This window comes from Methylobacterium sp. EM32 (assembly GCF_040593685.1).
GTDB lineage: Bacteria > Pseudomonadota > Alphaproteobacteria > Rhizobiales > Beijerinckiaceae > Methylobacterium.
On record NZ_JBEXZS010000266.1, the window covers coordinates 1 to 24,221 of the forward strand.

Here is a 24,221-nt window from a genome sequence, read left to right on the forward strand (position 1 = left end):
GGCGCGGGGTGGAGCAGCCCGGTAGCTCGTCAGGCTCATAACCTGAAGGTCACAGGTTCAAATCCTGTCCCCGCAACCAACACGACGAGAAAGCCCGCCAGGTCATCCTGGCGGGCTTTCTCATGTTCAGGCCGGCGCGTAGCCCGGCTTCTTGAAGATCGTGGCGGCCTTGGCGGTGATGTCGGGCTCGTAGACCGTGGCGGTCCAGGCACTCGGCTCGACATCCTCGATGCCGACGGAGACCGAGCCTTCGGAGCAGCCCGCGGCGGCGATCAGAGCCTTGGTGACCTCGTCGGCGATGCGCTGCTTCTGCTCGTCGCTGCGGCCGGCATAGAGTTTCACGATGACGTGCGGCATGGATCGAGTCCTCCTCAGCGGGCGCCGTACTCGGCGTCGCTGACCTGTTCGAGCCAGGTCACGGCGCTGCCGTCCTGCTTCTCCTGGATGGCGATGTGGCTCATGCCGGTGGTCGCGGTCGCCCCGTGCCAGTGCCGAACGCCCGGCGGGAACCACACCACGTCGCCGGGCCGGATCTCCTCGATCGGTTCGCCCTCGATCTGCGCCCAGCCGAGGCCCGCGGTGACGATCAGAGTCTGGCCGAGGGGATGGGTGTGCCAAGCCGTCCGCGCCCCCGGCTCGAAGGTGACATGGGCGCCGGCGACCCGGGCCGGGTCCGGCGGGCTGAGCACTGGATCGATCCGCACCCGGCCGGTGAAGTACTCCGCGGAGCCCGTCTGCGACGGACGGGACCCGCTCCTGTGGATCTCCATGGCGCTTGCCTCCTGGCGCGCATCCGCGCGCGACCGGACCTGCCATAGCCCAGTCGCCCGCGGCCCCGCCAGGGGAGGGGCCGGTCAGCGCGCCGCGTCGCGGCCGACCCGGCTGTGGCGCCGGCCGTAGCCGAAATAGATCGCGAGCCCTATCGCGAGCCAGACCACCAGACGAAGCCAGGTCTCGCCGTCGAGGGAGAGCATCATCGCGAGGCAGACGAGGATGCCTGCCACCGGCACGAGCGGGACCAGCGGCACGCGGTAGCCCCGTGCCTCGTTCGGATGCGTGCGCCGCATGATGACGACGCCGGCGCAGACGATGATGAAGGCGAGCAGCGTGCCGATGCTGGTCATGTGGCCGAGCGTGCTGATCGGCGTCAGACCACCCAGCAGCGCTGCGAACACCATGAAGAACAGGTTCGAGCGGTACGGCGTGCGCCAGGTCGGGTGGATGGCGGCGAAGAATTTCGGCAGCAGCCGGTCGTTCGCCATGGCGAAGAAGACCCGCGACTGGCCGTAGAGCAGCACCAGCATCACGGTGGTGAAGCCCGCGATGACGCCGAGCGTCACCAGGGTCTGGAGCCAGGGGAACGGCGTCTGCTTGATGGCGGTGGCGACGGGAGCCGCGTCGCCCTTCATCGACGCGTAGGGGACGAGGCCGGTCAGCACCGCCGCGAAGGCGATGTAGAGCACGGTGCAGACCGCGAGCGAGCCAAGGATGCCGATCATCATCGTGCGCTGCGGGTTCTTCACCTCCTGCGCCGCCGTCGAGACCGCGTCGAAACCGATATAGGCGAAGAACACCACACCGGCCGCCCGCATGATGCCGCTCCAGCCGTACTCGCCGAAGGTGCCGGTGTTGTCGGGAATGAACGGGACGTAGTTCTGCGCCTTGACGTAGAACAGGCCGACCCCGACCACGATCAGCACCACCGCGACCTTCACCACGACGATCACGCTGTTGACCCGGGTCGATTCGCGCACGCCGCGCATCAGGAGCAGCGAGATCAGGCACAGGATCAGCACCGCCGGCAGGTTGACGAGGCCGTGGACCGTCGAGCCGTCGGCGAGCTGTACCGTCTCGAACGGCGAGTGCAGCAGGCGAGGGGGCAGGGTAATCCCCCAGTCCTGAAGCAGGGTGGCGACGTATTTCGACCAGCTCACCGACACCGTGGCGGCACCGACCGCGTATTCGAGCACCAAGTCCCAGCCGATGATCCAGGCGACGAACTCTCCCATCGTGGCGTAGGCGTAGGTATAGGCGCTGCCCGAGACCGGGATCATGCTGGCGAGCTCGCTGTAGCACATGCCGGCCAGCGCGCAGCCGATCGCCGCGATGGCGAACGAGATCACCACCGCCGGTCCGGCATGCTCCGCGGCGGCGATGCCGGTGAGCGAGAAGAGCCCGGCGCCGATGATCGCCCCGATGCCGAGCCCGACGAGGCTCACGGGGCCGAGGGTGCGCTCGAGGCCGTGGCCGCCGCCCTCCGCGTCCTGGCGCAGGCGGTCGATCGGCTTCGTCCGCATCAACCCCTCCGCTACGCTCTCCTGTGCCATCGCGCGTCCTCCGAGGATTCTTGGAAACATCAAGGATTCTTGGAGACATCAACGCAGCGTCACCGCCAAAGCTGCACCGTGATGGTCCTGGGATTTCGCGCGGGGGAAAATTGCTGCACCGCAATCGTTTCGCCCGCGACGCATCGGCCGCTTGCCGATCCCTCCTCCGCTTCAATATGATTCAGCAACAACCACGGGAGGAGCCCCCATGTGCCGGATCTTCGCCGAGCAGACGCCGGAGCGCTACGCCTATGAGACGCGCTCGCTGCGGATCGGCGGGCACTGCACCTCCCTGCGGCTCGAGACCGCGTTCTGGACCATCCTGGAGGACATCGCCCGCCAGGAGGGCCTCAGCGTCGCGAAGTTCGCCACCAAGCTCCACGACGAAGTGCTGGAGCGGCACGGCGAGGTGCGCAACTTCGCCTCGCTCCTGCGCTGCTCCTGCCTGATCTACCTGTCCGCGGGGAACCGCGCGCCGGTGCTGATGGCGGCCGAGTAGCGCGGAGCCCACGCCCTCAGCGCGAATCCTCCAGGATCATCGCCGCGCCCTTCTCGGCCAGCATGATCGTCGGCGAGTTGGTGTTGCCCGAGGTGATGCGCGGCATCGCCGAGGCGTCCGCGACCCGCAGGCCGCGCAGCCCGCGCACCCGCAAGCGCGCGTCGAGCACCGCCCCGGCATCGTGGTCGGCCCCCATCCGGGCGGTGCCGACGGGATGGAAGATCGTGGTGCCGAGGTCGCCCGCGGCCTTGAGGAGGTCGGCGTCGCTGGCGATGCCGGGCCCCGGCAGGTGCTCCTCCGGTCGGTAGCGGGCGAGCGGCGCCTGGGCGACGATGCGGCGGGTGAGCTTGAGGGAATCCACCGCCACCCGGCGGTCTTCCTCGGTCGAGAGGTAGTTCGGCCGGATCTCCGGGGGGGCGAGGGGATCGGGGCTCCCCGCATGCACGCTGCCGCGGCTCGACGGGCGCAGGTTGCAGACGCTCGCCGTGAAGGCGCCGAACCGGTGCAGGCCGTCGCCCCATTTGTCGAGCGAGAGCGGCTGGAAGTGGTATTCGAGGTTGGCGGTGGCGTAATCGGGCGAGGAGCGGGTGAACACGCCGACTTGGCTCGGCGCCATGGTCAGCGGCCCGGTGCGGAACAGCGCGTATTCCACCCCCATCCAGCCGCGCTTGATCAGGTTGGCGTAGGAGAGGTTGAGGGTCGGCACGCCGGTGACCTTGTAGACCGGCCGGATCTGCAGGTGGTCCTGCAGGTTCTCTCCGACGCCGGGCGCGTGATGCGCGACCGCGACCCCGAGAGCCTGGAGCCGCGCCCCGTCGCCGATGCCGGAGAGTTCGAGGAGCTTCGGGGTCGCCACCGCACCGGCCGAGAGCACGACCTCAGCCTGCGCCCGGGCGAGGTAACGCTGCCCGCCGCGAGCGAACACCACGCCGGCGGCGCGGCCGTCCTCGATCAGCACCCGCTCGACATGGATCCCGGTCTCGAGCCGGAGGTTCGGGCGCTGGAGCGCCGGCTTGAGGAAGCCGCGGGCCGCGCTCCAGCGCCGGCCGCGGCGCTGGTTGACCTGGAAATACGACGAGCCCTCGTTGTCGCCGGTATTGAAATCCGGGATCTTCGGGATCCCGGCGGCCTCCGCGGCGTCGCGGATCGCGTCGAGGATCGCCCAGCGGATCCGCGGCGGCTCGACCCGCCACTCGCCGCCGGAGCGGTGGAATGCGTTCGGCGGCGCGATGTGATCCTCGTGCTTGAGGAAGTAGGGCAAGACGTCGTCCCAGCCCCAGCCCTCCAGACCGAGCTGGCGCCAGCCGTCGTAATCGGCGGCTTGGCCGCGCATGTAGATCATCGCGTTGATGGCCGACGAGCCGCCGATGACCTTGCCGCGGGGATAGGCGAGCTGGCGCCCGTTCAGGCCGGCCTCGGCTTGCGTGGTGAACAGCCAGTCCGCCCGCTTGTTGCCGATGGCGAAGAGGTAGCCGGCCGGAATGTGGAACCAGATCCAGTTGTCGCGCCCACCCGCCTCCAGCACCAGCACGCGGCGGCGGGAATCGGCCGAGAGGCGGTTGGCGAGCACGCAGCCCGCCGAGCCCGCCCCGACCACGATGTCGTCGTAGGTGCCGAAATCCTCGAGAGACCCGCCGGCTTTGCTGCCTGCCATCGCGATTCCCAACCCTGATCTGTCGTTCCGGCGGGTTTAGCGCATTCCGCTGGCGACGGCGCAAGAGGTTGCGGCTAAGCTGTCTCGAAACAGGGGGGAGAGGCATGGGGCGGACGATCGGAATCGCGGCGGGCCTCGCCGCCGGCCTTTTGGCGGCACCGGCTTTGGCCGGGGAGTGCGGGGCGCTCGCCAACCTGAAGATCGAGGCGGTGAACCTCCACTCCGCCGCCGAGGTGCCGGCCGCCGGTGACCTGCCGGCCTATTGCCGGGTGCTCGGCACGGTGCGGCCGGCGACCAGCTTCGAGGTGCGGCTGCCGCTGCAGAACTGGAACGGCAAGTATTACGGCACCGGCTGCGGCGGCTTCTGCGGCAGCCTCCTGTCGGACGCGCCCGGCTTCACCAACGCGATGAATTACGGCCTGCGCCGGGGCTACGCCGCCTCGACGATGGATGGCGGCCACTGGGGCACCGGCTCGGCCGACGGGCGCTGGGCCGTCGGCGACCTCGTCGCCCGGATGGATTGGGGCCAGCGCGCGGTGACCGAGACCGCCCGGGTCAGCAAGGTGCTGGTGCGGGCCTTCTACGACCGGCCGCAACAGAAATCCTACTTCGCCGGCTGCTCCACCGGCGGCCGCATGGCGGCGATGGAGGCGCTGAAATACCCGAAGGACTTCGACGGGATCATCAGCGGCGCGCCCGCCCTGGATTATACCGGCCTCGTCGCCACGACCTTCGCCTGGGTGGCGAAGGCGAATACGGGCCCGGACGGCAAGCCGATCCTGACCACGCCGCGGGCCAAGCTCGTGACGGATGCGGTGGCGGCGGCCTGCGGGACGAAGGACCAGTCCGGCCTCGTCGCCGACCCGCGGCAATGCGGCTTCAAGCCCTCGTCCCTGCGCTGCACCGGCGACACATCGGACAAGTGCCTGAGCGAGGCCGAGATCGGGGTGCTGGAGAAGTGGTACGCCGGGCCGAAAGATGCCACGGGCCGGGCGCTCTATCCCGGTGGCATCCCGCTCGGCTCCGAGGCGCATTGGCCGCGCTGGCTCACCGGCCTCGGCAACGCGCCGCCGATCCTGCCGCTCTTTTCCGCCGACTTCCTGCGCTACATGGCGTTCTGGCCCTCGCCCGGCCCGTCCTACCGCGTCACCGATTTCGACTTCGCCGCCGATCCGGCCCGGATGGCGCTGCAGGCGCAGGTCTACAACGTCGCCACCTACGATCCGGCCACCGGTGCCGTGCGGCCGGTCGCCGACCTCTCGGCCTTCCGCGACGCGGGCGGCAAGCTCCTGATCTATCACGGCTGGGGCGATCCGCTGGTCACGCCGTTCATGAGCGTCGCCTTCTACGAGGCGCTGGCGAAAGGGGCGGGCGGCCTCGACACCCTGGCGAGGACCGCGCGCCTGTTCATGGTGCCGGGCATGGATCATTGCGGCATCGGCACCGAGGGGCCGGGCGTCAGTGACACCGGCATCGATCCGCTGACGGCCCTGGAGCGCTGGGTCGAGGCCGGCGAGGCGCCGCGCGAGCTCGTCATGACGAAGCGCGACCCCGGCGGCGCGGCGCAATGGTCGCGGCCGGTCTGTGCCTACCCGCAGGTTCCCCGGCCAGACGGCGCCGGCCTCACCTGCGCGGCGCCGTGAGGGCGGCCGCGATCGGGGCCGAGCCGACGGGCCTCGGCCGGCGGCACCGACCGGCCTCGGCCGGTCGGCCTATGGCGCGGGAAAATCCTCCATCGTCTCTCCACGGCCGGCAGGGTTTTCCTATAATGTAACGTGTTAGCAATTGTTCAGGGCCGCTTTCGTGGCATCTGTGCCGCAGGAGAGGCAGGCATGAGCGACGATGCACGACCCCAGGTCCTCTCGATCACCAGCATCACCGCCGTCAGCACGATCGACGGCGGCGATACGCTGGCGGCCGAGGTGAGCGGGCCCGATGGCGGCACCGTCTTCCTGCTGATTCCCCTCGGCGCGGCCGGGGCGCTGATCACCCAGCTCACCGACGCCGCCGAGCGCGGGGCGCAGGAGCGGCGCCTGCACAGCCAGGGACGGCGCCCGGCCCAGGAAGCCTGAGGACCAGGAACCGTGAGGCCCGCGCAGCCGGCCGAGCTGCCCTTCTGATTTCCCCAAGGGAAGGCATGTTCGTTCAAATCACGCCGATCGGCTGAACCGGCTGGTGAGGACGGCGGGCCAGAACGGCCTCCGGTCGCGGAGGTGCCTCATGTCGTTCAGGAATCGACTGCGGTTCGAGCACCAGCTCGCCGCACTGGTCGGCTTGCTCTGCCTCGCCCTGGTCGGGGCGACGGTGGGTGGCGCCGTCTGGCTCGAGCGCAGGAGCGCCCTCCGGCTCGCCGAGGCGCGCCTCGCCCGCCTCGCCGCCGGCATGGCCGAGGCCCTCGACGTCACCCTGCGCGAACGCTTCCGCGAGATCCAGGTCGTCGCCGGTCTCGAACCGCTGCGCGAGCGCTGGACGAGCGACGCCACGATGGTCCGCGGCGTCCTCTCCGCCATGCGGACGACGGCGCCGGACTATGCCTGGCTCGGCTTCGTCGCTCTCGACGGCCGTGTCCGGGCAGGCACGGAGGGCATGCTCGAGGGCTTGGTCGTGACCCAGAGGGCCTGGTTCGAGGTCGGGTTGTCCCGCCCCAATGTCGGCGACGTGCACGCGGCGGCGCGGCTGAGCCGCCTTCTCGTCCGCTCCGAGCCCGAGCCCCTGCGCCTCGTCGACCTCGCAGCGCCGGTGCGCGACGCCTCGGGCCAGGTCGTCGGGGTGCTCGGTGGCCACCTGAGCTGGGACTGGGCAATCCGGGCCCGGCGGCGCCTTCTCGACGAGGGCCTGCCCGGCACCGACCTGTGGGTGCTCGACCGGCGCGGCCGCGTGATCCTCGGTCCGCTTCTCGGCACGACCCCGTTCGGTCCGGCCCGGGTCGGTGCCATGGTCGAGGAGGGCAGCGGCCGCTTCGCCGCCGCGCTCGGATCCGACACGCTGCTGGCCGGCTTCGCCTCGGCGGCGAAGGGCGCGCGGAGCGAGATCGCGGGTGGCGACCCCGGCCTCGGCTGGATCGTGGTGGCGACGAGGTCGAAGGCACAGGCCCTCGCGCCGGTGCAGCGCTCGATCCGGGCGCTGCTCGCGCTCGGCGCGACTGAGGCCGCGACCGGCATCGCCCTCGCCTGGTGCCTCGGCCGCCGTGCGGCGGCGCCCTTGCGGCGCATGACCGCCGCGGCGGACCGGATCGGCCGCGAGGTCGAGGCGACGACGCTGCCGCGCCTCGACGGCGCCCGGGAATTCGTGGCGCTCTCGGCCTCCTTGCGGTCGCTGCTGCGGCGGATCGGCACCGCCGAGCGCGAGCTCAGCGACGCCACGATCCGCCAGACCCGCGTCGCCGCCTTCTACCGGCGCCAGATCGAGGACCTGCGCCAGGTCGCCGGCACCGACGTGCTCACCGGGCTCCTCAACCGGCGCGGCTTCGCCCGGCCGGCGGAGGAGGCGTTCGCGCAGGCGAGGGGCGGCTGCGGCGTCGCCGTTCTGGTCGCCGACATCGACCACTTCAAGCGCGTCAACGACCAGCACGGCCACGATGCCGGCGACGCGGTGATCCGCCATGTCGGCGCCCTGCTGGCGGAGGCGGTGCGCGGCTCCGACACGGTGGCCCGCTTCGGCGGCGAGGAATTCGTGGTGCTGCTCTTCGGCCTCGGCGGGCCTGAGGCTTTGCTCACCGCCGAGCGCCTCTGTGCCGCCGTGCGGGAGGCGGAGATCGCGCATGGCGGCCAAGCCATCCCGGTCACGATCAGCATCGGGGTCGCGACCGTGTCCGCCCGCGATGCCGACATCCAAGCGGCGATCGCCCGCGCCGACGCGGCCCTCTACGAGGCCAAGGCGCGGGGCCGCGACCGGGTGAGCGCCGCGGCGGAGGTCGGAGAGGTGGAGCGGGCCGCGTGAGCGGCACTCATCCGCGCTCGAGGCGCACGGAGCGGCGGACGAAGCCGAGGGCGGAGGTCAGGCTGCTGCCGGCCGCCTCGGCGGCGGCCTGAACCGCGTCGCTCGCGGCCTGCAGCGTTCCGGCTGATGCCGTCTCGGGAGCGAGTGGGGCCGCAAGGCGGCTCGCCGCCCGGGCCAGACCGACCCGCAGCACCTCACGGTCATGCGCCACCAGGGCAGCCAGCCGTGCATCCGCCAGAGCGACGACGAGCCCACCATCCGCGAAAACGATCTCGACCAGAGCCTTCGGCCGGTGCTCGTCGGCCTCCACCGCGGCCAGAGCTGAGGCGGCTAACCCGGCCGCTCCGGTCAGGTCGAGTTGGGAAGCCAGGCCGAGGCCGCCTTTGATCCCGGTCAGCACCTGCTCGCCCCAGCCGCGCTCCCCGGCCACGCCGCCATGCGACTCGATGGTGACGACCGTTTCGACGCCGCGCTCGACGCCGTCCGGCGTCGTGAACAACCCAGCCTCGTACACGCCGCGCCCCTTGCCGCAGCTGCCCGCGACGATTTTGATCTCGGCCATGAACGGCGCCCTGCCCGCCAGCATCGACCGGTCACTGTCCCGGCCACCGTGCTCGGCGTTTCGGCGAGCTTATGGGTGGAGGTGGCGCCGTGTCGAGGGGATCGCATCGCCCGCGCAGGCCCGACACCCTGCTGTCTATCCCGTCACCGCGGAGGCGTCCGGGTACCGACGGAACCGGATCGCGCCAAGCTCCGTTACTACTCCATAAGAGTATTTGCGGAGTCATGGAGGCGACGATGATGAAAGGCGGGCTGCTCTGGTTGATCGGCATACCGATTCCGATCATCCTGATCCTGTTCTTCCTCGGTTACCTGCATTGAGACCCTGTCTGAGCACCCACGGAGACTGACGTCATCCTCGTCATTCCAGGGCCGCGCAGCGGAACCCGGAATGACGAGGAGAATGCAGAACCCGTCGGGGTGGTCACGCCCCGAAGACGTGTCAGCGCCGCGAGGCGAGATCGCCCATCCGGGCGGCGCGGCCCTGCTCGACGTGCCAGCGCGCATCGGCCACTTGCCGGCGCAGGCTGTTGCGGCGCCAGAGATGATAGAGGCGCAAAGGGTGCGGGGCGGTGCCGGCCCGGGCCTCGTGATGCTTCAGGCGGCGCAGCAGGCCCGGCAGGCAGGCGCCCGCGGCCTCGCCGGTGGCGATGTCGCCGAGGCGGACCTGGCGCAGCAATTCGGCCCGGTAATCCTCCACGCCCGATCTCCCCTCGTCCATTCTCTGGAAGAAGACGCATCTCTCGGGAGGAGACGCCGTCCGTCGTGCCGGTGAGGGCAGGATGGGAAGATCATGCGGCGGTGGCAACGCGGCATCGTCGCCCGCCCCCGAAAGGCGTAGGCCCTCACGCAAAAAGAGGCCCTGCCGGCGGGAGCGAGCAGGGCGGTGAAGTCGACTTGGGGGCCTCAGCAACATCCCTGATGGTCGTCCACCCGGTCGAGACCGGGCCAGCAGGGACGGTCGGGCAAGAATTGCCGCAACACTTGTGATGTTGCTGCTCTTTTTCGGGCCGTTCCATCACTTATGTGAAGATTCACAGGGCGCGGGGAGTGTCGCCGGCGGTCAGGCCCCGGGGATGCCGGTGTCGTGGGTGCCGGTATAGTCCGCGATCGAGATCAGGGCCGGGACGTCGCGAAGCGTGATGGCGGTGGCGCGCTGCTCGACCAGGCCGTCCCGCCGCAACTGCTGCATCGTGCGGTTCATATGCACCACGCTGAGGCCCAGCGCGTCGGCTAGGACTTCCTGGGTGATCGGGAACGAGAACCGGTTCTCCTGGACCCGATCCACCGCCGCCAGACGCTCGCGCACCTCCAGCAGGAAATGGGCGACGCGCTCATAGGCGGTCTGGCGCCCGAGGCGCACCACTTGGTTGACGAGCCAGATCTCCTCCATCTCCCGCGCCTGCCGGAGCGCCGCCGCCAAACCGGCCTCCTTGCCCGCCTCCTTGCCGCCACCCGCGGCGGCGTCGCGCAAGGCGCCCGCCTCGCAGATCCGGGCCGGCGTCAGGGTGGCGACGGAGCCGAAGGGCAGCGGGCGTCGGCGCTGGTCGAGGCCGATCAAGTCGCCGGGCAAGAGCACGACGACGATCTGGCGCCTTCCGTCGGCGAGGAGGCGCTGGCGGCAGGCCCAGCCTTCCAGGAGCACCTGCGGCCGCGGCGCCGCCTCGCCGTCGCGCACCAGTTCGGTGCGGGCCGGCACCAGGACCGTGCGGGCGGCGATCTGGTGCAGCAGCGCCGCCTCGTCGGGGGTCAGCGGGGCGTAGCCCGACAGGCGGCGCAGGGCCGCGTCCGATGCGGCGGGGGCGTGGGCGAGGGGCTCACCCGGCATCGTCGGCCTCTGCGCGCGAATTCTCGGCGGGGGCCGGCGCGTCCGGGCCCGGCAACCCGCGGCCCGGCGCCCGGACCGGCATCTCGATGACGCAGCGTACGCCGCCCGGGCGGTAGTCCAGGGCGGTCGTGGCGCCGAACTCGTAGACCAGGCCCTGCTCGATCAATTCGCGCCCGAAGCCCCGGCGGGCCGGCGCGGTCGGAAGCAGGGTGACGCCGCTCTCCTGCCATTCGAGCCGCAGGCGGCGGTGCGGACCGGCGCCGTAGACGTCCCAGGTGATGGCGATGCGTCCCTCCGGCCGGGCGAGCGCCCCGTACTTGATCGCATTGGTGGCGAGCTCGTGCAGCGCCAGGCCGAGGGTCTCGGCGGTCCGCTGCGGCAGGCGCACCTCGGGGCCGTCCAGGGTCACTTGGCCGCCGTCCCGCACCGCGTGGGACAGGACTTCCTCGCCGATCAGCTCGGCGAGGTCGGTGGCGACGTCGGGGCTGCGGGTGAGGATGTTCTGGACGCGGGCGAGCGCCCCGAGCCGGCCGTCGAAACGCATCGTGAAATCGGCGAGCGACGTCTGGCCCTCGGCGGTGCGGTTGGCGACCGAGCGCACTACCGCCAGGATGTTCTTCACCCGGTGCTGCAGCTCGATCAGCAGCAGGCGCTGGCGGTCCTCGGCCATCCGCCGCTCATGGCTGTCGGTGCAGGAGCCGAACCATGTGACGGCGCCGCCCTCCGGCTCGACCATCGGCTCGGCCCGGACGGTGAACCAGCGGTAGGTGCCGACGGCGGCCCGGATGCGGAACTCGTGCTCGAAGGTCTCCGGGGTGGCCGCCGCCCGCTGCCAGCGGCGCTGGTTCTCCTCGACGTCCTCCGGATGCATCACCGTGAGCCAGCCGAGGCCGAGCGCCCGGCCGTCCTCCAGGCCGGTATGCTCGTAGAAGCGCGGATTGACGTAGAGCCAGTTCAGCTCGGCATCGGCGGTGAACAGGAAGGCCGGGACGATCCGCTCCATCCGGCGGAAGCGCTCCTGGCTCGCGCGCAGGGCCCGCTCGGCCCGGGCGGTGGCGGTGACGTCCAGAAAGGTGATGACGACGCCGGCGATGAAGTTGTCGATCGAGCGGTAGGGCAGCACCCGGGCGAGGTAGCGCGCACCGCTCTCCGGGCTGCCGACCTCGCGCTCGATGGTGCCGAGCGTGCGCAGCACCCTGCGCACGTCCTCGGGCAGCTCGGGATAGTGGATGCGCGCCGCGATATGGGTGATCGGCCGGCCGAGATCGGACTCGATCAGGTGGAAGATGTCGGTCACCGCCGGGGTGAAGTTCTTCACCCGGAACTCGTTGTCGAGGAACACCGTGGCGATCTGGGTGCTCTCGAGCAGGTTCTTCAGATCGCTATTGGCGCGCCCGAGGTCGTTGACCCGGTGGCCGAGCTCGCCGTTGACGGTCTGCAGCTCCTCGTTGACCGATTGCAGCTCCTCCTTCGAGGTCTCGAGTTCCTCGTTGGCGGATTGCAGCTCCTCGTTGATCGACTGATACTCCTCGTTGGAGGATTTCAGCTCCTCGTTGGTGCTCTCCAGTTCCTCGATCGTCGCCTGGAGCCGCTCGCGGGTCAGGCGCAACTCGCTCTCGAGGCGCTGGACGTGCTCGTCGCGCAGGAAGGACGGGGTCGGCTCCTCGGTGCCGTCGCCCTCCAAGGTTTCGCCCTCCAGGGTCTCGCCCTCCTGGAACAGGATGACGAAGCTCGGCGGGCCCTCGCCCCCGGGCACCGGCTCGACCACCAGGGTGACGAGGCGCCGCTCGCCGTTGGTACCCATGGCGGTGCGCTCGGCCTTGACGGTCCGGTTCTCGGCGCCCGCCTTGAGCAGGGCGGCGCGCAGGTCGAGGCGCAGGTCGCGGTGGACGAGGTTGAGCAGGTTGAGGCTCGCCGCGCCGGTCGCCGGGTCGATGTAGCGCCCGGTGCGGCCGGAGAAGTGCAGTACGTCGTAGGCCTCGTCGACCACCACGTAGGCCGGGGCATAGCGCTCGGCAACACGCTCGGCCCGGCGGGCGAGGCCGCCCTCGATCGTCCGCGGCCGCAGGGCGCCGCCATTCTCCGCCTGGCGCCGGTCGGCGACCACGGTGAGGGGGAATTCCGGCAGCACCCGGGTGGCGCTCTCGAGGCGGCGGAAGATGCGGTAGCGCCGGTCTATCGGAGCGAACAGCTTGGCCTGCCGGGTGACGTTCTCGGAATTGCCCAGGAACAGGAACCCGCCCGGCCGCAGGGCGAAATGGAACAGCGGGATCACCCGGTTCTGCAACTCGCCATTGAGGTAGATCAGCAGGTTGCGGCACGACACGAGGTCGAGGCGCGAGAACGGGGCGTCCTTGATCACGTTGTGCTGCGAGAAGATGCACATCTCCCGCAGCTCCTTGACGACGCTGTAGGTCGCGCCTTCCTTGACGAACCAGCGGGCGAGGCGGTCGGCCCGGACCTGGCGGGCCACCGCCTCGGTGTAGCGCCCGACCCGGGCGCTCGCGAGCGCCCGCCCGTCGATGTCGGTGGCGAAGATCTGTACCTGCGGTACCGCGTCGAGCTTGGCCATGTGCTCGCGCAGGAGGATCCCGATCGAGTAGGCCTCCTCGCCGGTGGCGCAGCCGAGCACCCAGATCCGGACCTGGTCGCCCGAGCCCTTGCCGGAAAACAGCCGCGGGACCACCTCGGCTTCGAGCAGCCCGAACTCGCGGTGGTCGCGGAAGAACTGCGTCACCCCGATCAACAGGTCGTTGAACAGGTTCTGCACTTCGTCGGTATCGGCGCGCAGGTGGTCGACGTACGATTCGATCGTCTCGACCTGTACCACCTGCATCCGGCGGTGGACGCGGCGCAGAAAGGTGTTCTGCTTGTAGCCGTGGAAGTCGTGCCCGGTCTTGTTGCGCAGGATGGTGGCGATGCGGATCAGGGAATCGGCCGAAGCCACTTCCTCCGCCGGCCGGGCCTCCGCGCTGCGGCGCAGGTGGCGGGCGTAGGACAGGATCCGGTCGGCCATCAGCTCCGGCAGCACGACGTGGTCGGCGAGCGAGGCGGCGGTGCTGCCGGACAGGGCTTCCTCGGCATGCGGCTCGGCCAGGGTCAGGCCACCCGCCGCCTTGACGGCGGTGACGCCGAGGGTCCCGTCGCTGCCGGTGCCGGCGAGCACCACCGCCACGGCCTGCGCGCCCCGATCCTCGCCCAGGGCGACCAGGAAGGTGTCGAGGCCGCCCCGCCCGCCCAGCTCGTCCGTCTCCGCCGCGAGGCGGAACCGTCCCTGCGCCAGGGTCACGGTGGCGTCCGCCGGCAGGATGTAGAGGTGCCCGGCCTCGATCGCGGCGCCCTCGGTGACCGGTGCCTGCGGCAGGGCGGCTGCCCGCGCCAGCACGGTGCGCCAGCGCGCCTCGTCGATCGCCTCGCGCTGCTGGAACGCCACCACGACCGCGACGTCCGGCATGTCCGGCGCGTGGGCGAGGAAGCGCTCCAGGGAGTCGATCGCGAGTCCCGACGCGCCGACGCCGACGACCACCGGCCCCTCCGGCGACCGGTCGCCCGCGTCGTCGCTGCCCGGCTCCGCACGGATCCTCCACGTCAAGGGTCGTCGCCTCCGGTCTATGTCGGGTCTCAAGAGGGTCGGGTCCGCCACCGGCGAGCATACGCGTCCGGCGATGCGCTGTCAGGCCGACCGGCCGGCAATCCCGAACCGATTTCACGGGCCTCCGGCCGGTCGAGCCTCGCATCCGTCCGCGAGGCCCTGCTTCAACACACGTTAAGCGGCCGGGCGGGAACGGCGGACACCCGCGCCTCAGCGGCCGGGCGACCCGGGCCCGGGCCGGCCATTGATCCGGCGCTCGTAGTGCTTGGCGACCCGCAGGTGGCGCGAGATCGCGTAGTTCATCGCCGTGAGGAAGCCGTAGGCGCCGCGCACGCAGTGGCGCCGGCCGATATAAGCTTTGAGGAAGTTGCCCGGCAGCTCGACGAACAGGCGCCAGGTCGGGATCCGGACGCCCCGTGCCTCGAGGTCGTCGGCCTGCTGGTCGGAGTAGCGGTTGAGCTTGTCGAGCTGGTCGCCCAGCGAGCGGACCGAGAAGTGGTGGATCACCCCCCGCAGGCGCCCGACCGTGGCGCCCGGGTCGAGGTCGACCCGGTCGTGGACTGGCGAGGGCGAGTAGCGGCCGCGGTCGCGCCGGTAGAGCCGCACCGGCCACAGCGTGTAGGCGAGACGGTGCGGCCGGACCTCGCCGGGAAACACCTCGGCGATGCCGACCGCGTAGGCCGGGTGCGGCGGCTCGCCCCCCGCGAACAGCCGGCGGATCTCGGCCGCGAGCTCCGGCGGCACCACCTCGTCGGCGTCGAGGTTCAGCATCCAGACGTGCCGGCACTGCTCCTCGGCGAATCGCTTCTGCGGCCCGTAGCCGGGCCAGCCCCGCTCGATTACCCGGGCGCCGAGGGACGCGGCGAGCTCCCGCGTGCCGTCGGTGGAGCCGGAATCGACCACGATCAGGTCGTCGGTCAGGTCGCGCACCGCCGCCAGAGTGGCGCCGATCCGGTCGGCCTCGTTGCGGGCGATGAGGAAGATCGAGAGGGGAAGCGGGGCGACCATGGGACGTGACGGGCGAAAAAGAGGAGCCGGGCCGCTCGCGCGGGCGCCGGGGGGATCAGGCAGCCTCTAGAGCATATTTCGGGGACCCGGTAACCGGCCCGGGCGGACCGGGCCCGCCGGCGGCCGGGAGCGTGCCCTTGCGGCCACGGCCCCCGGCAGAAATGCGGCCCGGCCCCGCCGCCCCATTGGCGCCGCATCGATTTGGCTCATCCTTAAGAAGTGCGCCGGAGAATCGGGCGCGAGGAATCGCCGGCTGCCGCAATGTTCTAAGGGCGGGTCGGCGAGCGGGGAGCGGACGTTGTTCGTGATGGGGGTTCTCGTGTGGAGTCGGACCTTGGGGATCCTCCTCGTCGCGGCCGGGCTCGGCGCCTGCGCGGGCACGCCGAAAGGCGTGCTGGCGCCGGTGGCCGCGACGGTGCCGGGGGCCTCGAAGGTCGACATGCTGGTGGCGACCACGCGCAAGACCGCCGCCAATCCGGGCGAGATGTATTCGGGCGATCGCGGTCCGGCCCTGTCCTACGCCGACATCACGGTCTCGATCCCGCCGGACGCGGTGCGCCAGCCCGGCACGGTGCAGTGGCCGAAGGAACTGCCCGGCAACCCCGCCACCGACTTCGTCACCCTCCGGGCCGAGACCCTGGACCGGCCGGAGGCGGCGGCACGCCTGCGCCACACGGCGCGCGCGGGCAAGCGCCACGTGCTGGTCTTCGTGCACGGCTTCAACAACCGCTTCGAGGACGCGGTCTACCGCTTCGCCCAGATCGTGCACGATACCAAGGCCGAGGTGGTGCCGGTGCTGTTCACCTGGCCGTCCCGCGGCAGCGTGCTCGCCTACGGCTACGACCGCGAGAGCACCAACTACTCGCGCAACGCGCTGGAGGGCGTGCTGCGCCGCCTTGCCCAGAATCCGGAGGTGGCCGAGATCACCGTGCTCGCCCACTCGATGGGCAACTGGCTGGTGCTCGAATCCCTGCGCCAGATGGCGATCCGAGACGGGCGCGTGGCGCAAAAGATCCGCGACGTGGTGCTGGCCGCCCCCGACGTCGACGTCGACCTCGCCCGCGAGGCCTTTCGCGATATGGGCCCGACCCGGCCCCGCTTGAACCTGTTCGTCTCCCAGGACGACAACGCGCTCGCGGTCTCGCGCCTGGTCTGGGGCAGTTCCGGCGCGCGGCTCGGGGCCATCGACCCCTCGACCGAGCCCTATCGCAGCGAGCTCGCCCGCGAGAACATCGCGGTGCTCAACCTCACCGCCTTGAAGGGCAGCGACGCCCTCAACCACGGCAAGTTCGCCGGCAGCCCGCAGCTCGTCGCGCTCCTCGGCAACCGCCTGGCTCAGGGCCAGACCATCACGGATTCCCGCGTGGGTCTAAGCGACCGGATCGTCCAGATGACCGCTGGCGCCGCCGCCACCGTCGGCACCGCCGCCGGCCTCGCGGTCTCGGCCCCGGTCGCGGTGATCGACGCCCAGAGCCGCGAGACCTACGGCGAGCACCTGCGCAACCTCGGCCAGGGCATCGGCGACACGGCGGAGGGGGCGGTGGACCTGGCGACCGCCCCGGCGCGGGCGCTCGGGGGGCGGTGAGGGCGGCTTTTCGCGGCCTCCCGGCCGTGGCGCGACGCCTCGACTCCGCGTAAGGCGTGGCTCCGAGACGAGATCCCGCGTCGGACTGACGGCGACGGGGGGGGGCGTCCGGGGAGGCCTTGAGACCATGCACACCACCACGCGCCGCAGCCTGCTCGCGGGCGGGACCATTGCCGCGCTCCTGTCCGCCCCGTGGGTCCGGGCACAAGCCGGAGCGCTCCGGCTGAAATGCGGCGTCGTCACGCCCGACACCCATCCGGCGACGATCCGCCTGCGCGAGGCGGCCGAGAAGGTCGCCAAGGAGACGAACGGCGCGGTCGAGGTCGCGGTCTTCCCCAACGGCCAGCTCGGCTCGGATTCCGACATGCTGAGCCAGCTGCGCTCGGGCGCGCTCGAGATGTTCGCCCAAGCCTCGTCGAACCTCGCGACGCTGGTGCCGCGGGCCTCGCTCATCAACATCGCCTTCGCGTGGAGCGGCTACGACAAGGTCTGGCCGGCGGTCGACGGCGAGCTCGGCGCCTTCATCCGGTCGGAAATCACGAAGGCCGGCCTCGTGCCGTTCGAGCGGATGTGGGACAACGGCTTCCGCCAGACCACGACCAGCATCCGGCCGATCACCGGCCCGGCCGATTTCGAGGGCTTGAAGCTCCGGGTGCCGAACAGCGCGCTGTTCACCTCCGCCTTCCGGGCGCTCGGCGCCGCGCCGGTCGCGCTCAACTTCTCGGAGGCCTACTCGGCCCTGCAGACCAAGGTGGTGGACGGCCAGGAGAACCCGCTCGCCATCATCACGAGCTTCAAGCTCGCCGAGGTGCAGAAGTACCTCTCCTTCACCAACCACATCTGGGACGGGTTCTGGCTGATGTCCGGCAACCGGACCTGGTCGCGCCTGCCCGAGGACGCGAAGGCGGTGCTGACCCGCCACTTCAACCAGGCGGCCCTCGACCAGCGCCAGGACATCGCGAGCCAGGGCGTGGCGATGCGCGAGGCGCTGGGCAAGGCCGGCTTCGCGATCAATGACGCGCCCGCCGCGCCCTTCCAGGAGAAGCTGCGCAAGGCGGGTTTCTACACCGAGTGGAAGGGCAAGTACGGGGCCGAGGCCTGGGGCCACCTCGAGAAGTTCGCCGGGGCGGTGTCGTAGGACCGGCTTGCTCATCCGGCAGCCGATAAGGGATTCCTTCGTCCTGCCCGCGACCTCATCCTGAGGTGCGAACGAAGTGAGCCTCGAAGGAGAGCTCCAGAAACCACAAAGCTATCTGGAGCCCTCCTTCGAGGTCAGTCGATTTTCAATCGACTGATACCTTAGGATGAGGTGGGTATGTTGGGGTACTGTTTTGAAAAGCAGTCGCCGACCGCATCACCCTCGCTCCAGCGGCCGCATCACCGCGTAGAGCGTATTCTTCGCCTCGAAGCCGATGCCCGGCACGTCCGGCATCGCGACCCGGCTGTCCGCCACCGGCACCGCGTCGGCGAAGCCGCCGAAGGGGGCGAAGACGTCCGGGTAGCTCTCGTTGCCGCCCAGCCCGAGACCCACCGCGATGTTGAGGGCGAATTGATGCCCGCCATGGGGCACGCAGCGGCGCGGCGACCAGCCGTGGGCGCGCAACACGTCGAGGGTGCGCAGGTACTCGACCAGTCCGTAGGACAAAGCGGGGTCGAATTGCAGGATGTCCCGGTCCGGCCTCAAGCCTCCGTGGCGGATCAGGTTGCGGGCGTCCTGGTGCGAAAAGAGATTCTCGCCGGTGGCGAGCGGGCCGTCATAGGTCGTGGCGAGCGCGGCATGGCCTAAGTAGTCGAGGGGGTCGACCGGCTCCTCGTACCAGCGCAGACCGTAGGGCGCGACCGCCCGGCCGAAGCGGATCGCCTCCTCCAGCGTGAAGCGGCCGTTGACGTCGACGCAGAGGCGCGATCCGTCGCCGCCGAGGATGCCGAGCACCGCCTCGATCCGGGCGACGTCCTCCTCCAGCGGCACCAGCCCGACCTTCATCTTCACGGTGCTGTAGCCGCGGTCGAGATAGGAGCGCATCTCGTCCTTGAGGGCGTCGAGCCCCTTGCCCGGGTAGTAGTAGCCGCCGGCGGCGTAGACCCAGGCCTTGGCGTCGGCCTCGCCGCCGCGGTAGCGGTCGGCCAGCAGCCGCCAGAGCGGCACGCCCTTCGCCTTGGCCAGCGCATCCCACAACGCCATGTCGAGCACGCCGACCGCCACCGAGCGCTCGCCGTGGCCGCCGGGCTTCTCGTTCTTCATCATCGCCGCCCAGGCCCGGTGCGGATCGATCAGCCCGTCCTCGCCCTGGAGGTCTTCCGGGCTGGCGGCCAGCAGGCGCGGTATGAAGCGCTCGCGCAAGAGCCCCTGCGGCGCGTAGCGGCCGTTCGAGTTGAAGCCGAAGCCGACGACCGGGCGGCCGTCGACCACCACGTCGGTCACCACCGCGACCACGCTCGCCGTCATGGTCGAGAAGTCGATCCAGGCGTTGGCGATGTCCGACTTGATCGGCGCGACGATGTCGCGGATGGCGGTGATGCGCATGACGGATCCCCCTCGAGCGTCTTGAAGGCCATGGTTCGTAGGGGGCCGTGCCCGCGCTGACAAATGCGCGGGACGCAAGGCGTCGGCCGGGCCCGCGGGGTTTTACTTCGGCGTGCCGTTCTTCTGGGCGCCGGGGCCGGTGCCGGGCGCGCCGCTGCCCGTCGGGCCCTCGCGCTGCACGGTCGGGCCCGGACCCATATTGCCGCCGCTCGATCCTTGCGAGCCGGTGGAGCCCATGCTGCCCGGGTTGTTGCCGCCGATGCCGTTGCCCGGCGGCTGGCTCGACATCCCGGAGCCCGTGTTGCCGCTCGAGGGCGGGGCGACGCCGCTGCCGTTGTTGATGCCCTGGGCGGCGGCGGCGCCGGCCATCAACGTGCCGGCCAGAAGGGCGATGGAGAGGATGCGCATCGTCATGGGGTCTGTCCGCGGTTCGGGTGCGATCGGACCGGGGCAACGGCAGGAGCGCGCCACCGTTCCCGGCCGGGGACCGATCGGTCGGGGGCGGCCCGGGCGGCCCGGACGAATGCCGCTTGGACGAACGGGGCAGCCTCATGGCTTTGCATCCGGGCCGCACTGCATGCAGACTAGGCGGTCTGTCGTCCTGCCGTCATGAGTCGGCGGCTATCGCCACCCGGCAGAAGGTGGCGCGGATCTTGATAGGGAGTGCGCGGGGTCCGGTCGCGGCCCGTCCCGCGCGAAGGAGTTATGATGCAGGTGTTCCTGATCGCCCTGGGGCTCGTTGCCGTCCTGGTCGCCGTCGGCGTGTTCGGTCATCATCCCGACACAAGCGAGGACCCGATCTCCCGGCGGCGCTCTTGAGCGGAGGGCGAGAGCGGACAGGCTGCGGCGCAACGGCGGCGTTCCTGGTGCGTTAGGCTTTGCGGGCGGCCGCGCGGCGGCCCCATGGAGTCAGGTCCTCCTGCGACAGGAGCCCATCATGCCCGCATCGCGTTCGTTCACCCGCGCGCTCCTCATCGTTGCGCTCGTTCCCGCCGGCTCCGTCGCCCAGGCGCAAGGCCTCCCCGACCAGACCGGCACCGGGGGCGGTCCGCGCTCCACCATCACGGCGCCGAATACCAGCTCGGTCGGCCAGACCGTGCCGCGCCCCGGCGCGGTCGATCACCGCCTGGAGCGTCGGATCGACGACCGCACCCGCGACGAGCGTATCGACGACCGGATCGACACCGGCATCTGCGTCGGCTGCAACCGGTAGGATGGCCCGGCCTCGGGCCGGTCAGCCCAGCAGCTCGGCGAGCCGCGCCCGGGCGCGGTTGATCCGGCTCTTCACGGTGCCGACCCGGCACTCCATCGCCGTCGCGATATCCTCGTAGGAGAGGTCGTGCACGGCGGAGAGCAGCAGCGCCTCGCGCTGATCCGGCACCAGCCGGTCGAGGGCGGTTTGCAGGTCGTGCAGGTCGAGGGTGCCCTGCTGCGCCGGCAGGGAGACTAGGCTCGCGGCGAACAGCCCGTCGGGATCGCCGACCTCGCGCGCCCGCTTCTGGTGCTCGGAATAGAAGCTGTTGCGCAGGATGGTGTAGAGCCAGGCCGAGAGATGGGTGCCGGGGACGAACCGGTCCTGCGCCGCCCATGCCTTGAGCAGGGTCTCCTGCACGAGGTCGTCGGCGCGGGTGCGGTCGTTGCACAGGGTCACGGCCCGGCGCCGCAGCCGCGGCACCTCCGCGACGAGGTCGCGGCGGAAGGCCGCCGCGGCGCTGGTGTCGAGCCCGCCCAGGGCCTCGGCGAGGCGGGCGACCAGCGCTTGAAGCGGTGGGCTGGGCGGGAGCGCGGCATCGTCGTACGCGGCGCGCAGGGCCGCCCCGAGATGGGCCTGGATGCCGACCGGCAGGGACGGTGCTTCGGCGCGGGCGGGGTCGGTCCGGTCCGGGTCGGTGTGGGGCGGCGCCATCGTGCGGTCTCCGGTGGACCGACGCTTAAGGCATGCCCCGCCGTACCATTACAATGATCCGGCCATACCAGTCCGCCGAGTATGGCCGGCAGCCCGCGCAGGCATGCGCCGACCCTATCGCGCCTCCCCATGCCCCGGCTCCGGTCCTCCGGCCGCCACGTCGGCCAGGCCCGGCACCAGGGGCAGGGCCGCCGCGCACGAGGCCGCCATAACCCAGAACGCCCCCGCCCCGAGGGCGCCGTAGAGCGGCCCGGCCGCCAGCGTCGCGAGGGTGGTGGCGAGGCCGAGGCCCAGCGTGCCGTAGAGGGTCTGGGCCGTCGCCGCGAGGGCGGGCGGCACGGTCTGCCCGAGGATCCGCATCGCCGCGAGGTGGAGGAGCGCGAAGGTCAGCCCGTGCAGGGCCTGGATGCCGGCGAGCGCCGGCAGCGCGACGGTGAGTGCCGCCACCGACCAGCGCAGGACCCCGGCGCCCGCCGCCAGCGCGAGGGCGCCGGCGGGGCCGAGTCGCGCGAGGAGCGGCGGGCCGAGGACGAAGAAGACCAGGACCTCCGCCGCCACCGCCTCGGCCCAGAGCAGGCTCGCGGTCGCGGGGCTCAGGCCCGCCTCGCGCCAGCGGATCACCGCGAAGGCGTCGTGGATCGCGTGGCTGCCGACCACCAGGGCCGCCACCGCGACGAGGCGGCGAAAGCCGGGCGAGCGCAGAAGCAGGCCGGCCCCGGCGGCGATGGGTGCCTCAACACCGGTCGCCCCGTCCGGCAGGCGCAACGTCGCGCCGGCGAGCGCCGCGAAGGCGAGGGCGCCGGCGACCGGCAGGGCCCAGAGGCCAAACCATCCGGTGACCTGGCCGGCCACCAGGGTGCCGGCGATGAAGGCCGCCGAGCCGGCGCCCCGCACGGTGCCGTAGGCGAAGCGGGCGGCCCCGGCGGCGGGCAGCGCCAGGGCGTCGGCAAGCGGGGCGAGCGGCGCGGTCGCGGCGGCGTGGACGAGGCCGGCGAGCAGGAGACCGGCGAAGCCGTGCCCGGCGAGGTAGAGGAGGGCGCTCAGCCCCGAGAGCGCGGCGCAGGCGGCGAGCACGGCCCGGCCGGCGGCGAGCCGGTCGGCGAGGCGGCCCGCGACGGGACCGGCCACGAGCCGGATGCCGGTGCCGGTGGCGAGAACCAGCCCGACCTCCGTCGGCGAGAGCCCGCGCTGGCTGAGGAGCGCGGGCAGGAACGGCGTGGTGAGGCCGTAACCGGCATAGAGCGCGGCGTAGACGACGAGGAAGCGCGGCAGCACGGCTCCGACTTGCATGATGCAAGTCTACACGGATGTCCTGTCTGCCGCGCGGCCGGTCAGAGCAGGCCGGCGCTGTGCGGATGGTCGCGCGGCGGCTCGACTGCGACGATGGCCCCGAGGCCGAGGACGAGGGCGCCGGCGGCGCAGAAGGCGAGGGAGAGGGTGATGATCATGGGTCCGAGCTTCGCGATTCCGTGCTTAACGCGACCTTGCCGAACAGGGTGAAGAGAGGGAAAACCCCGGCATCCACATCGCGCGGGCGGGCGGGTGCGGCGTTGCCGCCACGGCCACGCAAACGCCATCATCGCCGCAACGGCGCACGGCTCAGCAGGGCTGCACGGGGCAACTCTGCTGAGCTTCTTGTTTTTGCATCATTTTGCCGCCGAACCGGTAACCGCTTCGGCGAATGATGCTGAGAGACCGTCAACGGGAGGACGCCCCATGGAGTACCGCACGCTCGGCCGGTCCGGCCTGAAGGTCTCGCCTTTGTGCCTCGGCACGATGATGTTCGGCGGGCCGACGCCCGACGAGGAGGCCGAGCGCATCGTCGCGGATGCGCGCGAGCAGGGGATCAACTTCATCGACACGGCGAACGCCTACACCGAGGGGCGTTCCGAGGAGGTGGTGGGCCGGGCCATCGCCCGCGACCGCGACGCCTGGGTGCTCGCCACCAAGGTGGCGAACGCTATGGGGACGGGGCCGAACGACCGCGGCCTGTCCCGCGCCCACATCGTGCAGGCCTGCGAGGCGAGCCTCCGGCGGCTCAACACCGACCGGATCGACCTCTACTACCTCCACAAGGAGGACCACGAGACGCCGCTCGCGGAGACGGTGCGGGCGATGGCCGACCTGATCCGGGCCGGCAAGGTGCGGTATTTCGGGGTCTCCAACCACCGCGCCTGGCGGGTGGCGGAGATCTGCCGCCTGTGCGACGAGCACGGCATCGACCGGCCGGCGGCGAGCCAGCCCTACTACAACGCCCTCAACCGGATGCCGGAGGTCGAGCACCTGCCGGCCTGCGCCCATTACGGCCTCGGCGTCGTGCCCTACTCGCCGCTCGCCCGCGGCGTGCTGACGGCGAAGTATCGCCCCGGCGAGACCCCGCCCGAGGGCACCCGCGCCGGGCGCGGCGACACCCGGATGATGCAGACCGAGTGGCGGCCCGAGAGCCTGCGCATCGCCGAGGCGCTGAAGACGCACGCGGAGGCGAAGGGCGCCTCGGTGATCGATTTCGCGGTGGCCTGGGTGCTCAACAACCGCGCCGTCACCGCGGTGATCGCCGGACCCCGCACCTTCGACCAGTGGCGCGCCTATGCCGGGGCGCTAGCCTACCGCTTCACGCCGGAGGACGAGGCCCTGGTCGACCGCCTGGTGCCGGCGGGCCATCCCTCGACCCCGGGCTATACCGATCCGGCCTATCCGCTCGAGGGCAGGACCACCTGGACGACCACTTAGAGGACGACCTGGACGGCGCCCCGGGACTGAGCCACGCTCGTCGCCGTCAGGCTAATGGCGCATCCGAT

General features: G+C 71.3%; 21 protein-coding genes and 1 tRNA gene. 9 read left to right on the forward strand and 13 right to left on the reverse strand.

Going from position 1 to position 24,221, the window contains the following annotated elements; translation table 11 throughout:
• Window positions 1–2: 2 nt before the first annotated feature.
• Window positions 3–79: transfer RNA gene (locus ABZT49_RS32980), tRNA-Met, on the forward strand.
• Between the two features lie 47 nt (window positions 80–126).
• Here the strand turns inward: ABZT49_RS32980 and ABZT49_RS32985 are convergent.
• From ABZT49_RS32985 to ABZT49_RS32995, 3 genes are all read right to left on the reverse strand, one after another.
• Window positions 127–357, reverse strand: a complete 231-nt coding sequence (locus ABZT49_RS32985) for a tautomerase family protein (protein ID WP_355292665.1) — start codon at window positions 355–357, stop codon at window positions 127–129.
• Window positions 358–371: 14 nt separating this feature from the next.
• Window positions 372–770, reverse strand: a complete 399-nt coding sequence (locus ABZT49_RS32990) for a cupin domain-containing protein (RefSeq protein WP_355292667.1) — start codon at window positions 768–770, stop codon at window positions 372–374.
• 84 nt (window positions 771–854) lie between these two features.
• Entirely contained in the window at window positions 855–2,327 is a 1,473-nt protein-coding gene (locus ABZT49_RS32995) for an amino acid permease (RefSeq protein ID WP_355292669.1), read from the reverse strand.
• A gap of 208 nt (window positions 2,328–2,535) precedes the next feature.
• On the opposite strand from ABZT49_RS32995, the gene ABZT49_RS33000 reads away from it, so the two are divergent.
• On the forward strand, window positions 2,536–2,826 hold the full coding sequence (locus ABZT49_RS33000; protein ID WP_093570767.1) for a ribbon-helix-helix domain-containing protein: 291 nt from the start codon (window positions 2,536–2,538) through the stop codon (window positions 2,824–2,826).
• A 16-nt stretch (window positions 2,827–2,842) separates the two neighbouring features.
• Here the strand turns inward: ABZT49_RS33000 and ABZT49_RS33005 are convergent, their stop codons facing one another.
• On the reverse strand, window positions 2,843–4,480 hold the full coding sequence (locus tag ABZT49_RS33005) for a GMC family oxidoreductase N-terminal domain-containing protein (protein WP_355292671.1): 1,638 nt from the start codon (window positions 4,478–4,480) through the stop codon (window positions 2,843–2,845).
• 104 nt (window positions 4,481–4,584) lie between these two features.
• Here ABZT49_RS33005 and ABZT49_RS33010 point away from each other — a divergent pair, with 104 nt between their 5' ends.
• The 3 genes from ABZT49_RS33010 to ABZT49_RS33020 all read left to right on the forward strand — a co-directional run bounded on the left by ABZT49_RS33010 (window position 4,585) and on the right by ABZT49_RS33020 (window position 8,419).
• On the forward strand, window positions 4,585–6,123 hold the full coding sequence (locus ABZT49_RS33010) for a tannase/feruloyl esterase family alpha/beta hydrolase (RefSeq protein ID WP_355292672.1): 1,539 nt from the start codon (window positions 4,585–4,587) through the stop codon (window positions 6,121–6,123).
• A 189-nt stretch (window positions 6,124–6,312) separates the two neighbouring features.
• A complete protein-coding gene (locus tag ABZT49_RS33015; protein ID WP_355292674.1) occupies window positions 6,313–6,552 on the forward strand; it encodes a hypothetical protein in 240 nt (79 codons plus the stop codon).
• 148 nt (window positions 6,553–6,700) lie between these two features.
• Window positions 6,701–8,419 carry a sensor domain-containing diguanylate cyclase gene (locus ABZT49_RS33020; protein ID WP_355292675.1) on the forward strand — a complete coding sequence of 573 codons (1,719 nt, stop codon included), beginning with the start codon at window positions 6,701–6,703 and terminating at the stop codon, window positions 8,417–8,419.
• 7 nt (window positions 8,420–8,426) lie between these two features.
• Here the strand turns inward: ABZT49_RS33020 and ABZT49_RS33025 are convergent, their stop codons facing one another.
• The 5 genes from ABZT49_RS33025 to ABZT49_RS33045 form a co-directional block, all read right to left on the reverse strand.
• A complete protein-coding gene (locus ABZT49_RS33025; RefSeq protein ID WP_355292677.1) occupies window positions 8,427–8,981 on the reverse strand; it encodes a hypothetical protein in 555 nt (184 codons plus the stop codon).
• 441 nt (window positions 8,982–9,422) lie between these two features.
• A complete protein-coding gene (locus ABZT49_RS33030; protein WP_355292679.1) occupies window positions 9,423–9,680 on the reverse strand; it encodes a hypothetical protein in 258 nt (85 codons plus the stop codon).
• A 363-nt stretch (window positions 9,681–10,043) separates the two neighbouring features.
• Window positions 10,044–10,808, reverse strand: a complete 765-nt coding sequence (locus ABZT49_RS33035; protein ID WP_355292681.1) for a Crp/Fnr family transcriptional regulator — start codon at window positions 10,806–10,808, stop codon at window positions 10,044–10,046.
• Window positions 10,798–14,400: a CheR family methyltransferase gene (locus ABZT49_RS33040; protein ID WP_355292683.1), complete on the reverse strand. Its 3,603-nt coding sequence runs from the start codon at window positions 14,398–14,400 to the stop codon at window positions 10,798–10,800. The genes ABZT49_RS33035 and ABZT49_RS33040 overlap by 11 nt, the downstream gene beginning before the upstream one ends.
• Window positions 14,401–14,610: 210 nt before the next feature.
• Window positions 14,611–15,408, reverse strand: a complete 798-nt coding sequence (locus tag ABZT49_RS33045) for a glycosyltransferase family 2 protein (RefSeq protein ID WP_355292685.1) — start codon at window positions 15,406–15,408, stop codon at window positions 14,611–14,613.
• A gap of 334 nt (window positions 15,409–15,742) precedes the next feature.
• Here ABZT49_RS33045 and ABZT49_RS33050 point away from each other — a divergent pair, with 334 nt between their 5' ends.
• Window positions 15,743–16,993 carry an alpha/beta hydrolase gene (locus ABZT49_RS33050; protein ID WP_355292687.1) on the forward strand — a complete coding sequence of 417 codons (1,251 nt, stop codon included), beginning with the start codon at window positions 15,743–15,745 and terminating at the stop codon, window positions 16,991–16,993.
• A 127-nt stretch (window positions 16,994–17,120) separates the two neighbouring features.
• Window positions 17,121–18,131 carry a TRAP transporter substrate-binding protein gene (locus tag ABZT49_RS33055; protein WP_355292689.1) on the forward strand — a complete coding sequence of 337 codons (1,011 nt, stop codon included), beginning with the start codon at window positions 17,121–17,123 and terminating at the stop codon, window positions 18,129–18,131.
• A 216-nt stretch (window positions 18,132–18,347) separates the two neighbouring features.
• Here ABZT49_RS33055 and ABZT49_RS33060 read toward each other — a convergent pair whose 3' ends face one another.
• Both ABZT49_RS33060 and ABZT49_RS33065 read right to left on the reverse strand, forming a co-directional pair.
• On the reverse strand, window positions 18,348–19,517 hold the full coding sequence (locus ABZT49_RS33060; protein WP_355292690.1) for a mandelate racemase/muconate lactonizing enzyme family protein: 1,170 nt from the start codon (window positions 19,515–19,517) through the stop codon (window positions 18,348–18,350).
• 102 nt (window positions 19,518–19,619) lie between these two features.
• Window positions 19,620–19,931 (reverse strand): hypothetical protein, encoded by a 312-nt coding sequence (locus ABZT49_RS33065; RefSeq protein ID WP_355292692.1) that lies wholly within the window; start codon window positions 19,929–19,931, stop codon window positions 19,620–19,622.
• 523 nt (window positions 19,932–20,454) lie between these two features.
• Here ABZT49_RS33065 and ABZT49_RS33070 point away from each other — a divergent pair.
• A complete protein-coding gene (locus ABZT49_RS33070; protein ID WP_355292694.1) occupies window positions 20,455–20,730 on the forward strand; it encodes a hypothetical protein in 276 nt (91 codons plus the stop codon).
• A gap of 21 nt (window positions 20,731–20,751) precedes the next feature.
• Here ABZT49_RS33070 and ABZT49_RS33075 read toward each other — a convergent pair whose 3' ends face one another.
• Together ABZT49_RS33075 and ABZT49_RS33080 are read right to left on the reverse strand one after the other, a co-directional pair.
• Window positions 20,752–21,423 (reverse strand): sigma-70 family RNA polymerase sigma factor, encoded by a 672-nt coding sequence (locus tag ABZT49_RS33075; protein ID WP_355292696.1) that lies wholly within the window; start codon window positions 21,421–21,423, stop codon window positions 20,752–20,754.
• 114 nt (window positions 21,424–21,537) lie between these two features.
• Window positions 21,538–22,713 carry an MFS transporter gene (locus ABZT49_RS33080; protein ID WP_355292698.1) on the reverse strand — a complete coding sequence of 392 codons (1,176 nt, stop codon included), beginning with the start codon at window positions 22,711–22,713 and terminating at the stop codon, window positions 21,538–21,540.
• Window positions 22,714–23,139: 426 nt separating this feature from the next.
• On the opposite strand from ABZT49_RS33080, the gene ABZT49_RS33085 reads away from it, so the two are divergent.
• Window positions 23,140–24,153: an aldo/keto reductase gene (locus tag ABZT49_RS33085; protein ID WP_355292700.1), complete on the forward strand. Its 1,014-nt coding sequence runs from the start codon at window positions 23,140–23,142 to the stop codon at window positions 24,151–24,153.
• The last annotated feature ends 68 nt before the right edge of the window (window positions 24,154–24,221 follow it).

Excerpts from the sequence above, each read along its gene's own strand:
- ABZT49_RS33000 (WP_093570767.1), top strand. The coding sequence starts at position 2,536 with ATGTGCCGGATCTTCGCCGAGCAGACGCCGGAGCGCTACGCCTATGAG.
- ABZT49_RS33070 (WP_355292694.1), top strand. The coding sequence starts at position 20,455 with ATGCCCGCATCGCGTTCGTTCACCCGCGCGCTCCTCATCGTTGCGCTC.
- ABZT49_RS32985 (WP_355292665.1), bottom strand. The coding sequence starts at position 357 with ATGCCGCACGTCATCGTGAAACTCTATGCCGGCCGCAGCGACGAGCAG.
- ABZT49_RS32995 (WP_355292669.1), bottom strand. The coding sequence starts at position 2,327 with ATGGCACAGGAGAGCGTAGCGGAGGGGTTGATGCGGACGAAGCCGATC.
- ABZT49_RS33075 (WP_355292696.1), bottom strand. The coding sequence starts at position 21,423 with ATGGCGCCGCCCCACACCGACCCGGACCGGACCGACCCCGCCCGCGCC.
- ABZT49_RS33025 (WP_355292677.1), bottom strand. The coding sequence starts at position 8,981 with ATGGCCGAGATCAAAATCGTCGCGGGCAGCTGCGGCAAGGGGCGCGGC.
- ABZT49_RS33065 (WP_355292692.1), bottom strand. The coding sequence starts at position 19,931 with ATGACGATGCGCATCCTCTCCATCGCCCTTCTGGCCGGCACGTTGATG.
- ABZT49_RS33020 (WP_355292675.1), top strand. The coding sequence starts at position 6,701 with ATGTCGTTCAGGAATCGACTGCGGTTCGAGCACCAGCTCGCCGCACTG.
- ABZT49_RS33035 (WP_355292681.1), bottom strand. The coding sequence starts at position 10,808 with ATGCCGGGTGAGCCCCTCGCCCACGCCCCCGCCGCATCGGACGCGGCC.
- ABZT49_RS33085 (WP_355292700.1), top strand. The coding sequence starts at position 23,140 with ATGGAGTACCGCACGCTCGGCCGGTCCGGCCTGAAGGTCTCGCCTTTG.
- ABZT49_RS33055 (WP_355292689.1), top strand. The coding sequence starts at position 17,121 with ATGCACACCACCACGCGCCGCAGCCTGCTCGCGGGCGGGACCATTGCC.
- ABZT49_RS33080 (WP_355292698.1), bottom strand. The coding sequence starts at position 22,713 with ATGCAAGTCGGAGCCGTGCTGCCGCGCTTCCTCGTCGTCTACGCCGCG.
- ABZT49_RS33060 (WP_355292690.1), bottom strand. The coding sequence starts at position 19,517 with ATGCGCATCACCGCCATCCGCGACATCGTCGCGCCGATCAAGTCGGAC.
- ABZT49_RS33015 (WP_355292674.1), top strand. The coding sequence starts at position 6,313 with ATGAGCGACGATGCACGACCCCAGGTCCTCTCGATCACCAGCATCACC.
- ABZT49_RS33010 (WP_355292672.1), top strand. The coding sequence starts at position 4,585 with ATGGGGCGGACGATCGGAATCGCGGCGGGCCTCGCCGCCGGCCTTTTG.
- ABZT49_RS32990 (WP_355292667.1), bottom strand. The coding sequence starts at position 770 with ATGGAGATCCACAGGAGCGGGTCCCGTCCGTCGCAGACGGGCTCCGCG.
- ABZT49_RS33005 (WP_355292671.1), bottom strand. The coding sequence starts at position 4,480 with ATGGCAGGCAGCAAAGCCGGCGGGTCTCTCGAGGATTTCGGCACCTAC.
- ABZT49_RS33045 (WP_355292685.1), bottom strand. The coding sequence starts at position 15,408 with ATGGTCGCCCCGCTTCCCCTCTCGATCTTCCTCATCGCCCGCAACGAG.